The sequence below is a fragment of the Nonomuraea sp. bgisy101 genome (assembly GCF_057708945.1).
Genome location: NZ_JBYITD010000014.1, coordinates 99923 through 111585, shown reverse-complemented (window position 1 = coordinate 111585; position 11663 = coordinate 99923). Strand labels below are relative to the sequence as shown.

Here is an 11663-nt window from a genome sequence, read left to right as displayed (position 1 = left end):
GCGCCGTTCGTTCCCGCCCTAGACCAGTCCGGCCGCGCGCACGTACCGCATCAGCGGGCCGTCCTTCAGCCTGCCTTTCCGCTCGGCCTTGATCAGGTCCCTGGTGAGCCTGAGGACCTTCTCCCTGGCGTCCGCCTCTTCGCCCTCCTGCACCTTCATCCCCGCCTCGCGGATGTCCTCGTGGGCCTTGTACGCCAGGTCGGGCTCGATCCCGCCGGCCGCCTCCTGCTCCAGGACCGCCCTGTCGAAGCCGCCGAGCCACTTCTGCCAGCCCCCGGCGGGCGTGTACTCGGAGGCCTCCCCCGCGTAGGGATCGTCGCCCTCGTCGCCCTCGTCGCCCTCGGTGTCGCCGGGGCTCGGCGTCTGCGCCTCGGTCAGCGACTGCACCGAGGAGGGCGACGGCGACGGATTCGTCTCGGCGGTCGTGACGGCCACCGCGGTGGGCGTGGGCGAAGGCTCCTCCCCCCCACCGCTGTTGAGCGCCGTCACCCCGATCGCCACCGCCGCGATCAGCGCCACCCCCGCGAGCGCCTGCACCACCAGCTTCCTGTTCGGCGAGGAGGATCCTGACGCTCCCTCACCGGTCAGCATCGCGCCCGTCACGGGCACCGGGGCGCCGCGCATGTCCGTCGTCCGCGAAGGGTCATGGGCCGGCAGGACCGCCGTCGGGTTCGGCGCGGCAGGAGGGATCGGGTTCGGCACGGTCTGAGGGAAGGCGAAGGCGGCGAAGGCCTGCCGGACCTGCTCGGCGCCGTCGGGCCGCTCGGCGGGGTCCTTGGCCAGCATCGACAGCACCAGCCTGTCGAGCGCGGCCGGGACGTCGGGGCGCACCTGACTGGGCGGCACGGGCGTCTCGAAGACGTGCTTGCGCATGAGGTCGGCCGCGCCGCCCGAGAACGGCGGCTGGCCGCAGAGCAGCTCGTAGGCGACGCAGCCCAACGCGTACAGATCGGAGGCCGCGGTGCCCGCCTCGCCGTTGATCTGCTCGGGCGCGAGGTAGGCGGCCGTGCCGACGACGGTGCCGACCGTCGTCAGGCGGGAGGCCTCGCTGGCCACCTGCGCGATGCCGAAGTCGACGATCTTGAGTGTGCCGTCCGCGGTCCTGTGCAGGTTCGCGGGCTTCACATCACGGTGGATCACGCCCGCCTTGTGCGCCGCGTCGAGGCCCGCGGCGGCCTGGCTCATCAGCCGGCACACCTCGGGGATGTTGTACCTGTGCCCGTCGGCCAGCTCGTCGGCCAGGCTGCGGCCCGTCAACAGCTCCATCACCAGGTACGGGCGCCCGTCCTGCTCACCGGTGTCGAAAACGGTCACCACGTTGCTGTGCACGATCTGGGCGGCGGCCCGCGCCTCGCGAGCGAACCGCTCACGTGCCGCGGGCTGCGTCACCTGCGGAGCCAGAATCTTGACGGCGACAGCCCTGCCGGTCCGCGGGTCGTGTCCCCGCCAGACCTCGCCCATTCCACCGCGCCCGATCGGCTCGTCCAGCTGGTAGCGCCCGTCCAGCATCTCCGGCATATTTCCCGCCAATGGCTCAGAAGTCCTCGGTATTCCGAGCCAACCTATATCTTGACGACCCCGCCGAGTGGATTGATCGTCGGCGCCGCCGTCTCCGCGCCCTCGCGGGACGGCAGCCACAGCACGAACGTGCTGCCGCGTCCCAGCTGGGAGAAGACCGCCACCTGCCCACCGTGCGACTCCACGATCTGCCTGACGATGGCCAGGCCGAGTCCCGTGTGCCGGTCCCTGCGGCTCGCCTCGCCCCGCCAGAACCTGTCGAACACCCGCGGCCTGTCCTCCTCCGACAGCCCGGGGCCCGAGTCTCTGACCGCCACCCACAGCCAGCCGCCCTCGCGTCCCGCCGCCACCTCGACCCTGCCGCCGGGCGGCGAGAGCCGTACGGCGTTGGACAGGAGGTTGGCCACCGCCCTGCGGAGCGCGTCGTGATCGCCCGTCATGTCGAGCTCCCCGGCGAACGAGCCGGCCAGCGTGAGGCCCCGCTCTCGGGCCGGTGCCGCGTACTCCTCGCCCGCCTCGGCCGCCACCACGGCCAGGTCGAGGTCGGCGTCGGAGAAGGCGCTGCCCTGGCGCCTCGCGCTGGCCAGCAGGTCCTCGACCAGCCTGGTCATGCGGGTGGTCGCGCGATCCACGATGGCGACCGCGCGCTCCCGCTCCTCCTCCGTCGCCTCGGGCGAGGCCAGGACGGCGTCGACGTTGGTCCTGATGATGGTCAGCGGGCTGCGCAACTCGTGGGAGGCGTCGTCGATCAGCTGCCGCTGCGCCCTGAACGCCTCCTCCAGCCGGTCCAGCATCGTGTCGACGGTGTCGGCCAGGTCCCGCAGCTCGTCCTTCGGCCCCCCGAGCCTGATCCGCCTGGACAGGTCCATGGCCTGGATCTCGTCGGTGGTGCGGGTGATCGCCCTGACCGGGCGCAGCACCCCACCCGACAGGATCCAGCCGATGCCGAGGCTGGCCAGGAACAGGAAGGCGAGCGTGGCCAGCGAGTAGTCGCGCAGGGTGGCCATCGTCTTCACGTTGATGGCGTTCTCGACCTCCCTGACGTAGACGACCTGCTCTTTGCCCACCTGCTGGCCGTTGATGTACGTCTTGGCGAAGGCGGTCGTGTACGGCCGCTGCTCGGTCGTCATGGAGACGGCGAGATAGATGCCGCCGAGCACGAGCGCGGCCAGCAGGAACAGCAGCGCCGAGTAGAGCACGGTCAGCCTGAACCTGATCGTGTGGATCATGCGTTCTCCCTCAGCCGGTAGCCCCTGCTGATCACGGTCTCGATCAGGCCGTCCTCCTGCAGCTTGCGGCGCAGGTTGCCGACCGTGACGCGGACGGTGTTGGTGAACGGGTCGGCGTGCTCGTCCCACACGTGCTCCAGCAACTCCTCACTGGAGACGACATGGCCGGGCCTGGTCATCAGATAGTGGAGCACGCCGTACTCCTTCGGCGTCAGGGCCAGCGACCTGCCCCCGAGCGAGACCTCCATGCGTGCGGTGTCGATCCGCAGCGCTCCCACCTCCAGCACGGAGGTCCCGCCGGTCTCCCTGCGCAGCAGCGCCCGCACCCTCGCCAGCAGCTCGGGGAAGGCGAACGGCTTGACCAGGTAGTCGTCCGCGCCCTCGTCGAGACCCCTGACCCTGTCGTCGAGGCGGTCGCGGGCGGTCACCATGATGATGCGCACGCCGCTGCCCGTCGCCCGCGCCATACGGCAGAGCTGGAACCCGTCCCCTCCTGGCAGGTTGAGGTCGAGCAGCACCAGGTCGTAGCCGTTCAGCTGGAGCTTCTCCGCCGCCGTCGGCGCGTCGTAGGCGACGTCCACGGCATAGCCCGCACGGACCAGGCCGACGCGCAACGCGTCCACCAGGTCTTCTTCGTCCTCCACGACGAGCAGTCGCATGCTGTGCACCCTAGTTTCGGATGAGTCGTTCCGCGATGGGCGCGGCCCTGTCCATGGGGATGGCGAACCCGATGCCGATGTTCCCCCCGCCCCTGCTCGTGGCGATCGCGGTGTTCACGCCCACGACCTCTCCGCGCGCGTTGACGAGCGGCCCGCCCGAGTTTCCCGGGTTGATGGAGGCATCGGTCTGTACGGCGGTGCGCCGGCTGCTCCCCAGGCCGACCTCCCTGTCCAGCGCGCTCACGATGCCGGCGGTGACCGTGCCCGACAGTCCCAGCGGTGAACCGATCGCGAGCACCTGGTCGCCGACGGCCAGGTCGCCCGACCGGCCGAGGGTCGCGGGCGTCAGGCCCGAGGCGTCGTCGACCTCCAGCACCGCCAGGTCCTCGTCCTGGTCGGCGCCCACCACCCGCGCGCCGAGCCTGCGACCGTCGTTGAGCACCACGGTGGCCCTGGAGGCGGCGCCGACGACGTGGGCGTTGGTGAGGACGTGGCCGCTGCCGTCGATCACGAACCCGGAGCCGCCGCCCCGCCTGGTCTCGACCGAGACCACACTGGGCAGCACCTGGGCCGCGGTGCCACTGAGCCCCTGGCCCGGAGTCGCCCGGCCCGGAGTCGCCCGGCCCGGAGTCGCCTGGCCCGGAGTCGCCTGGCCTGGGCTCGCCTGGTCTGGCGTCGTCTGACCTGGGCTCGCCTGGCCCGGCATCGTCTGGTCTGGGCTCGCCTGGTTCGGGCTCGTCTGGTCTGGCGTCGGCTGGCCTGTGCTCAGCTGGCCGGGGCTCGGGCGCTGGACGGCGGGCGCGCTGGGCAGGGCCGCGGGGGCAGGCTCGGACCCTTCGACGAGCCTCACCCCCGCGACACCCGCCACCCCACCGGTGACCGCGGCCACGAGCGCCGCGGCCACCAGAACACGGCCCCTGGACGCGCCCGCCGCCTGGGTCCCCGCGGCAGGCGGTGGCACAGGCCGTTCGGGCAGACTCGAGGGAAGCTCCCTGGAGTGGAAGTCGGGACCGCGCGGGCGCGCCCCGAGACCCGGCATGAAGGACCGCGAGCCGCCGGAACCCGCACCCGACCCCCCAGCCACCCCCACACTCGCCTCCACGGCAGACCCCACGCCGACGGCCGCGCCCTGCGCCATGCCCGCGCCCTGCGCCATGCCCGCGCCCTGCACCACGCCCGTGCTGTGCGCCGTGCCCTCGCCCTCGCCGCCGCCCGCACCCGCACCTTCGCCCACCCTCGTGCTCATTATGTGGTTCCTCATTGTGTACTGGTTCATTATCCGCACCTCACGGCAGCCTGGAGAACCACAGCATCGACCCGAGCGCGGCCAGCGCCGCCAGCAGCAGACCCGCGCCGACGAACCACGGCCAGACCTCCTGCCGCTCGACGCGGAACCCGACCGAGGTGCCGATGTCGTCGTACACCGCCTGCAACTCGTCCCCGCTGGCCGCCTCGTAGAAGCCGCCACCGGCCGCGCGGGCGAGCTCCTGGAGCGCGGGCCCGTCCACCGGTACGGGAATCCGGTTGCCCTGGATGTCGATGGCGCCGGTCGGTGTGCCGTACGCGATGGTCGTGACCGGCACTCCGTGCTCGGCGGCCTCTCCCGCCGCCTCGGAAAGCGAGCGGCCCGTGGTGTTGGAACCGTCGGACAGCAGCACGATGTGCGCGGGCGGCGGCTCCTGCTCGGTGTCCAGCCGCCGGATGGCCTCCAGCGAGGAGTGAACGGCCTCGCCGATGGCGGTGCCCGAGGAGGTGGTGAGCCTGCCGAGCGCGCCCAGCACCGCCTGCCTGTCGGTCGTCGGCGGTACGGCGACGCCCGCCTGCCCGGAGAAGGCGACCAGCCCCAGGTTGAAGCGCGGCGGGAGGCCGTTGACGAACTGGCGGGCGGCCTCGCGGGCGGCGGTGAAGCGGTCGGGGGCGACGTCAGTCGCCTCCATGGAGGCCGACACGTCGAACGCGACCATGATCGTGGCCCGCTCCCTCGGCACCTGGACCTCGGCCGTCGGCCTGGCGAACCCGACCACCAGCAGCACCAGCATCGCAAGCAGGGCGGCGGCGGGCGCGTGCCTGCGCCACCCCGGGCTCTCGGGCGCGACCTTGTCCAGGAGGTCGAGGTTGCTGAAGCGGACCGCGTAGGCGCTGCGCCGCATGGACATCACCACGTAGGTCGCGGCGATGAGCGCGACCGGGATCAGCAGGAGCAGCCAGATCGGCGAAAGGAGCGTCATGCCGCGTCACCTCCCGGTCCCCGCCATGACGATGGCCGGGGGCGACCCACGGAGCCCGGCCCCTGCCATGACGGCACCCCAGGACCGGCCGGGCGCTCCATGGAGCCCGAGCCACTCCGTGACGGCACCCCAGGACCCGCCAGGCCCTCCACAGAACCCGGGCCACTCCGTGACGGCACCCCAGGACCCGCCGGACCGTCCGCGGAGTCCGGGCCTGTGGGGCGGGAGCGAGCGCCGTCCGGGGGACGCGCGGAAGGGCCCGCGAGGCGGGCGAGTCTGCGCTGGCGCAGCACGTGCTGGACGAGGTCGCGCACCCAGTCCCCGTCTGTCCGCAGGCGTAGGTGCGCGGCGCCGACCGAGCGCAGCCCTGCCGCGATCCGCTCCCGCTGCTCGGCGGCCGCCTGCGCGTACCGCCGCCGCAGCCGGGCGTCGCCCGTCGACACCTCCCTGCGCCGCCCGCTCTCCGGGTCGACGAGCGTCAGCACGCCGACGTCCGGCAGGGCGAGTTCGCGAGGGTCGACGACCTCGACGGCCAGCACCTGGTGTCCTGCCCCGAGCCGCCGTACCGCCCCCGCCCACGTCGACGGATCGTCGAGGAAGTCCGACACGACGACGACGAGCCCGCGCCGCCGTACCAGCCGCCCGAGCTGCTCGGCGGCGGCCCCGAGGAGCGGCTCCCGCACCCCTGGCGAGGTGCGGGGCAGCGCGAACATCGTCTGGAGCAGCGCCATCAGGTGCGGGCGTCCCGTCCTGGCCGGCACCGTACGGATCCCTCCGCCGTGAAGCAGGTGGGCGCCGATCCTGTTGCCGGTGCGCTGGGTCAGGAATCCGACGGCCGCGACGGCGGCCAGCGCCAGCTCCCGCTTCTCCATCGCGGCCGTGCCGAAGTCCATGCTCGCGGTGGCGTCGAGAAGCGCCCAGATCTCCAGCTCCCTGTCCACGATCAGGTCCCTGACGTGCGGCGAGTCGGTGCGGGCGGTGACGTTCCAGTCGATCCGCCGCACGTCGTCGCCCACCTGGTACGGCCTTGCCTCGGCCGGCTCGCTGCCCTGCCCTGGCACGAGGCCGAGGTGCTCGCCCTGCAGCAGGCCGTCGAGGCGCCGGGTGACGACCAGTTCGAGCCTGCGCAACGCCGGTTCGGCGGCGAGGTGGTTCCTCATGCCGCCTCCTGCTGCGGGGCGATCACCGGCATCGGCACGGCCTCGATGAGCCGGTCGACGACGCTCCTGGCGGAGACGCCGTCGGCGAGCCCGTCGAACGACAGCACGAGCCGGTGCGCGATCACGTCGTGCGCCAGCGCGCGCACGTCGTCGGGCAGCACGTACTCCCTGCCCCTCATCAGTGCCAGGGCCCGCGCCGCCGCCAGCAGGCCGAGCGTGGCGCGCGGCGATGCGCCGAACGCCAGCGCCCGCCCGACGTCCTGCAGGCCGTGTCTGGAGGGCTCTCTCGTGGCGTGGACCAGGCGCACCGCGTACTCCGCGATCGCATGGTGGACGAACACCTCCTCCGCTCGCCGTTGCAGCGCGACGATCCGTTCAGGGTCGAGTACGGCCTGCGGAACGGGCGGGTCGACGCTCATCCGGTAGACGATCGCCAGTTCCTCCGACTCACTGGGATAGCCCACGTCGATCTTCATCAGGAAGCGGTCGCGCTGCGCCTCGGGCAGGTGGTAGACGCCCTCGGACTCGATCGGGTTCTGTGTGGCCAGCACCAGGAACGGCGCGGGCATGGGGTGGGTGACGCCGCCGATGCTGACCTGGCGCTCCGCCATGATCTCCAGCAGCGCCGACTGCACCTTGGCGGGCGCCCTGTTGATCTCGTCGGCGAGCACGAGGTTGGCCATGACGGGTCCGAGTTCGATGTCGAAGCTCTCGGTGGACGGGCGGTAGATCCTGGTTCCGACGATGTCGGAGGGCACCAGGTCGGGTGTGAACTGGATGCGCGCGAACGACCCGCCGACCACCGTGGCGAGTGTCTCGGCGGCGAGCGTCTTGGCGATGCCCGGCACTCCTTCGAGCAGGCAGTGGCCTTTGGCGAGGACGGCGACGACCAGGCGTTCGACCATGTGGTCCTGCCCGACGATCACCCTCTTCACCTCGAACAGCGCCCGTTCCAGCAGCTCTGGTTCGGTCATGGCTGGACCGGCCGCGGGCAGTCGTCCAGCACGACCCTCAGCTCGACGGCCTGCGGGCCGGGGTCGGCGAAGGAGGCGGCGCTCCCCGTCATGACGAGCGCGACACCGGCCAGGACGACGGCCCCCACCTTCCAGCGTGATGTGCGTGCCATGGATCCTCATGTCCCTTCGTAGGTTCACGAGGAATGTCATCAAACCGCCACGAAAACCGGCGTAACGCTCGCCTTTATCTGAATTTTCGGTCGCGCACCGCTGCGGCCGTGGAGAGCTTTACCGGGCCTTTCGGTCGCGCGACCTACGATCCCGGCATGATGTCACCCTTCAAGCGTTACCTCGCCGAAGAGATCGCACTCGATCACGTCGAAGGGCTCATCCCCCGCCGCGAAGCCCTGCGCAGGCTCGGCCTGCTCGGACTCGGCCTGCCCGCCGCCACCGCGCTGCTGACCGCGTGCGGGGCGGGCGCGGAGGGCGCGGCGACGGCCACGCCCACGCCCGGTCCCGCGTCCGGCGCGCCCGTCTCCCCCGCAGGACCCTCTCCGCTTCCGGCCGAGGCCGTCACGTTCGCGGGGCCCGAGGGCGTCACTCTGCTGGGAGCGTGGGCGCAGGCACAGGAGCCCAAGGGCGCGGTCCTGGTCATCCACGAGAACCGCGGGCTCAACGACCACACCCGCTCGGTCGCGGGACGGCTGGCGGCCGACGGCTACTCCTCGTTGGCGCTCGACCTGCTGTCGCGCGAGGGCGGCACGGACTCCTTCGGCGACACCGCGCAGGTCACGGCCAAGCTCGGCGAGATCCCGCCCGAGCGGTTCGTCGCCGACATGAAGGCCGCGCTGGGCGAGCTGTCCAGGCGGGAGAACGGCGCGAGGCTGGGCATGGTGGGGTTCTGCTTCGGCGGCGGCATGACGTGGCTGCTGCTGGCCAACGCGGAGCCGCGGCTGTCGGCGGCGGCGCCGTTCTACGGCCCCCTGCCCGACGGCGCCGACTTCGCCGGCAGCAAGGCGGCCGTCCTCGGCATCTACGCCGAACTGGACGACAGGGTGAACGCCACCCGCGACGCGGCGCGGACCGCGCTGGAGAAGGCGGGTCTCAAGCACGAGATCGTCACCTTCCCCGGCGTCGGCCACGCGTTCTTCAACGACACGGGCCCGCGGTACAACGCGCAGGCCGCGGCGCAGGCCTACCAGCGGGTCATCGCCTGGTTCGGCACGTACCTGGCCTGAGCTCAGCCGTTGTCGATCTTGACCTGGTACTTCCACTCGGCCCACGCCCACGGCTGCCCGTACGTGCCGGTCGAGCATCCGGGCCGCGTGCCGCAGACGTCGGCCCGGACGTCGAAGCGGTACGTGCGAGCCGAGTACGGATCGACGAGGTCATAGGTCTCGACGGGCTTGGCCGCCGAGGTGGTGAACGTCCTGGGGATGCGCGCGACGCCGTTCCCCCAGATGCGCATCGAGAACCTGCCGCCCTCGAAGGCGCGGCCGAACATGAACCTGATCTTGCGCTGGTGCCGCACAAAGCTGACCGACAGCACCCGCATCTGGCCGTTGACGTGCGAGAAGGCGATCTGCCCGTAGTCGAAGGACTGGCGGCGGCCGGGCGGCTCGAAGGTCTCCTGCGCGTCGCCGACCGGGCAGCCGAGGACGGCGCGGCCGCCGAGCAGGTCGTAGCGGATCCGGATCTGCTGGTCGCGGATCTCGAAGTCGCACGTCCGCGCGGACGCGGGGGCGGCGGGGAAGGCCAGGGCGGCGGACGCCACGACGAGGGCGGCCGCGGCGTTGAGCCCGCTCATGCGTCCGCCGACACCGACACGGTCCACCCCTGGCGGCAGACGTCGCCCAGCGGCTTGTCGTCGCAGCCGCGCACGCGGAAGGTGAAGTGGCCGCCGGGCCCGTGGAAGGAGGCCGTCCCGCGTACCCGCAGCCCGTCGCGCCTGGTGTAGGTGCCGTTCGCGATGTGCGTGGAGCGCACGAGGATCTCGAAGTAGTCGTAGTTGAACGGGTTGCTCGGGCCCCACCTGACGTAGGCCCTGCCGTCCTTGCCGTAGGCCGCGACGATCATGCGCCCGCCCTGGTCGGGCGACCAGGCGATCTGCCCGTTGGCGAAGGTCTGGCGGCGGGCGTTGCTGTTGGCGATGCCCTTCTCGGTCGAGGCGGGGCAGCCGAACACCCCGCCCTCACCGCCCATCGTCTGCCAGTACTCGCCGATGAGGCCGTAGGGCTGGATCGCGCAGGAGCTCGTCCTCGCCTGGGCGGGGGTGGCCGCGCCCGCGACGGCGAGCGCGGCGACCATCCCGAGAGTGATTGCTCGTCTCATGGGCGAAAACGTAGATCGCGCCCCGGATGGCCTACATGAGTACAGGGGTACTCAGATCCGGCGGAGAGGGGACTCATCGCCCATCCCCGCCGGCCGACCGCCGGTCGGCGGGCGGAGCCGCCCGCCGACCCCAGGCTCAGTCGTTGAGGTGCTGGCGGAGGTAGGACTCGACCTGGTCGAGCGCGATGCGCTCCTGCCCCATCGAGTCGCGCTCGCGGATGGTCACGGCATGGTCCTCGAGGGTGTCGAAGTCGACCGTGATGCAGAACGGCGTGCCGATCTCGTCCTGGCGGCGGTAACGGCGGCCGATGGCGCCCGCGTCGTCGAACTCGACGTTCCAGCGCCTGCGCAGCTGGGCGGCCAGGTCCTTGGCCTTGGGCGACAGGTCGGCGTTCCGCGACAGCGGCAGGACCGCGACCTTGACGGGCGCGAGCCTGTGGTCGAGGCGCAGCACCGTGCGCTTCTCCATGACGCCCTTGGCGTTGGGAGCCTCGTCCTCGTTGTAGGCGTCCAGCAGGAAGGTCAGCGTGGCGCGGTCGACACCGGCGGCAGGCTCGATGACGTACGGCACGTAGCGCTCGCCGGTGTCCTGCTCGAAGAACGACAGGTCGACACCCGACGCCTTGGAGTGGGCGGTGAGGTCGAAGTCGGTGCGGTTGGCGATGCCCTCGAGCTCACCCCACTCGGAGCCGGCGAAATTGAAGCGGTACTCCACGTCGACGGTGCGCTTGGAGTAGTGGGACAGCTTCTCCTTCGGGTGCTCGTAGAGGCGGAGATTGTCCTTGTTGATGCCCAGGTCGGAGTACCAGCGGTAGCGCTCGTCGATCCAGTACTGGTGCCACTCCTCGTCGGTGCCCGGCTTGACGAAGAACTCCATCTCCATCTGCTCGAACTCGCGGGTGCGGAAGATGAAGTTGCCCGGCGTGATCTCGTTGCGGAACGACTTGCCGATCTGGCCGATGCCGAACGGCACCTTCTTGCGCGCCGACTGCTGCACGTTGGCGTAGTTGATGAAGATGCCCTGCGCGGTCTCGGGGCGCAGGTAGGCCAGGCCCGACTCGTCCTCGACGGCGCCGAGGTAGGTCTTCAGCAGGCCGCTGAACTGGCGCGGCTCGGTGAAGGTGCCCTTGTTGCCGCAGTTGGGGCAGGTGATGTCGGCCAGGCCGTTCTCGGGGGCCTTGCCGTGCTTCTCCTCGTAGGCCTCGATGAGGTGGTCGGCGCGGAAGCGCTTGTGGCAGGACTGGCACTCGGTCAGCGGGTCGGTGAAGGTCTCGACGTGGCCGCTGGCCTGCCACACCTCAGGGGCCAGGATGACGCACGAGTCGAGGCCGACCACGTCTTCGCGGGCCTGCACCATCGACAGCCACCACTGGCGCTTCACGTTGTTCTTCAGCTCGACGCCCAGCGGACCGTAGTCCCACGACGCGCGCAGGCCTCCGTAGATCTCGCTCGAGGGGTAGACAAGCCCCCGTCGCTTGGCGAGGCTGACGATCGTGTCCATGACGTCGGTCCGGCGTGCCATTGGCTGAATCTCTTTCCGGCTGGAGGTCGGCGAGTGGAATGATGAGATCCCAGCTTAGGG

12 protein-coding genes are annotated in these 11663 nt (G+C 71.3%); 1 reads left to right on the top strand and 11 read right to left on the bottom strand.

Features of this window, described 5'->3' with window-relative positions:
* Positions 1-18: 18 nt before the first annotated feature.
* From AC3EO4_RS26195 to AC3EO4_RS26160, 8 genes are read right to left on the bottom strand one after another with little or no spacing between them, the layout of a single operon-like run.
* The gene (locus tag AC3EO4_RS26195) at positions 19-1518 is read right to left on the bottom strand and encodes a serine/threonine-protein kinase (RefSeq protein ID WP_431898332.1); all 1500 of its coding nucleotides are present in this window, start codon (positions 1516-1518) and stop codon (positions 19-21) included.
* A 44-nt stretch (positions 1519-1562) separates the two neighbouring features.
* Positions 1563-2747: a sensor histidine kinase gene (locus AC3EO4_RS26190; RefSeq protein WP_431898330.1), complete on the bottom strand. Its 1185-nt coding sequence runs from the start codon at positions 2745-2747 to the stop codon at positions 1563-1565.
* Positions 2744-3406, bottom strand: coding sequence for a response regulator transcription factor (locus AC3EO4_RS26185; protein ID WP_379580903.1), 663 nt, complete (start codon positions 3404-3406; stop codon positions 2744-2746). The genes AC3EO4_RS26190 and AC3EO4_RS26185 overlap by 4 nt, the downstream gene beginning before the upstream one ends.
* Before the next feature lie 10 nt (positions 3407-3416).
* Positions 3417-4652 (bottom strand): S1C family serine protease, encoded by a 1236-nt coding sequence (locus AC3EO4_RS26180; RefSeq protein WP_431898328.1) that lies wholly within the window; start codon positions 4650-4652, stop codon positions 3417-3419.
* A gap of 40 nt (positions 4653-4692) precedes the next feature.
* Complete coding sequence (locus AC3EO4_RS26175; RefSeq protein WP_431898326.1) at positions 4693-5634, bottom strand: VWA domain-containing protein; 942 nt, start codon at positions 5632-5634, stop codon at positions 4693-4695.
* Positions 5631-6794, bottom strand: coding sequence for a DUF58 domain-containing protein (locus AC3EO4_RS26170; protein ID WP_431898324.1), 1164 nt, complete (start codon positions 6792-6794; stop codon positions 5631-5633). The genes AC3EO4_RS26175 and AC3EO4_RS26170 overlap by 4 nt, the downstream gene beginning before the upstream one ends.
* Positions 6791-7768 (bottom strand): AAA family ATPase, encoded by a 978-nt coding sequence (locus AC3EO4_RS26165; RefSeq protein ID WP_379580907.1) that lies wholly within the window; start codon positions 7766-7768, stop codon positions 6791-6793. Before AC3EO4_RS26165 ends, AC3EO4_RS26170 begins: the two co-directional genes overlap by 4 nt.
* The gene (locus tag AC3EO4_RS26160) at positions 7765-7920 is read right to left on the bottom strand and encodes a hypothetical protein (RefSeq protein WP_379580908.1); all 156 of its coding nucleotides are present in this window, start codon (positions 7918-7920) and stop codon (positions 7765-7767) included. Before AC3EO4_RS26160 ends, AC3EO4_RS26165 begins: the two co-directional genes overlap by 4 nt.
* Positions 7921-8076: 156 nt before the next feature.
* Between AC3EO4_RS26160 and AC3EO4_RS26155 the strand changes: the two genes are divergently transcribed.
* Complete coding sequence (locus AC3EO4_RS26155; RefSeq protein ID WP_379580909.1) at positions 8077-8988, top strand: dienelactone hydrolase family protein; 912 nt, start codon at positions 8077-8079, stop codon at positions 8986-8988.
* Between the two features lie 2 nt (positions 8989-8990).
* On the opposite strand, the gene AC3EO4_RS26150 is transcribed toward AC3EO4_RS26155, so the two are convergent.
* The 3 genes from AC3EO4_RS26150 to AC3EO4_RS26140 form a co-directional block, all read right to left on the bottom strand.
* Positions 8991-9557: a hypothetical protein gene (locus tag AC3EO4_RS26150; protein ID WP_379580910.1), complete on the bottom strand. Its 567-nt coding sequence runs from the start codon at positions 9555-9557 to the stop codon at positions 8991-8993.
* A complete protein-coding gene (locus AC3EO4_RS26145; RefSeq protein WP_431898321.1) occupies positions 9554-10081 on the bottom strand; it encodes an LGFP repeat-containing protein in 528 nt (175 codons plus the stop codon). Before AC3EO4_RS26145 ends, AC3EO4_RS26150 begins: the two co-directional genes overlap by 4 nt.
* Positions 10082-10217: 136 nt before the next feature.
* A complete protein-coding gene (locus AC3EO4_RS26140; RefSeq protein WP_379580912.1) occupies positions 10218-11603 on the bottom strand; it encodes a glycine--tRNA ligase in 1386 nt (461 codons plus the stop codon).
* Positions 11604-11663: the final 60 nt, after the last annotated feature.

Excerpts from the sequence above, each read along its gene's own strand:
- AC3EO4_RS26195 (WP_431898332.1), bottom strand. The coding sequence starts at position 1,518 with ATGCCGGAGATGCTGGACGGGCGCTACCAGCTGGACGAGCCGATCGGG.
- AC3EO4_RS26190 (WP_431898330.1), bottom strand. The coding sequence starts at position 2,747 with ATGATCCACACGATCAGGTTCAGGCTGACCGTGCTCTACTCGGCGCTG.
- AC3EO4_RS26185 (WP_379580903.1), bottom strand. The coding sequence starts at position 3,406 with ATGCGACTGCTCGTCGTGGAGGACGAAGAAGACCTGGTGGACGCGTTG.
- AC3EO4_RS26180 (WP_431898328.1), bottom strand. The coding sequence starts at position 4,652 with ATGAGCACGAGGGTGGGCGAAGGTGCGGGTGCGGGCGGCGGCGAGGGC.
- AC3EO4_RS26175 (WP_431898326.1), bottom strand. The coding sequence starts at position 5,634 with ATGACGCTCCTTTCGCCGATCTGGCTGCTCCTGCTGATCCCGGTCGCG.
- AC3EO4_RS26170 (WP_431898324.1), bottom strand. The coding sequence starts at position 6,794 with ATGAGGAACCACCTCGCCGCCGAACCGGCGTTGCGCAGGCTCGAACTG.
- AC3EO4_RS26165 (WP_379580907.1), bottom strand. The coding sequence starts at position 7,768 with ATGACCGAACCAGAGCTGCTGGAACGGGCGCTGTTCGAGGTGAAGAGG.
- AC3EO4_RS26160 (WP_379580908.1), bottom strand. The coding sequence starts at position 7,920 with ATGGCACGCACATCACGCTGGAAGGTGGGGGCCGTCGTCCTGGCCGGT.
- AC3EO4_RS26155 (WP_379580909.1), top strand. The coding sequence starts at position 8,077 with ATGATGTCACCCTTCAAGCGTTACCTCGCCGAAGAGATCGCACTCGAT.
- AC3EO4_RS26150 (WP_379580910.1), bottom strand. The coding sequence starts at position 9,557 with ATGAGCGGGCTCAACGCCGCGGCCGCCCTCGTCGTGGCGTCCGCCGCC.
- AC3EO4_RS26145 (WP_431898321.1), bottom strand. The coding sequence starts at position 10,081 with ATGAGACGAGCAATCACTCTCGGGATGGTCGCCGCGCTCGCCGTCGCG.
- AC3EO4_RS26140 (WP_379580912.1), bottom strand. The coding sequence starts at position 11,603 with ATGGCACGCCGGACCGACGTCATGGACACGATCGTCAGCCTCGCCAAG.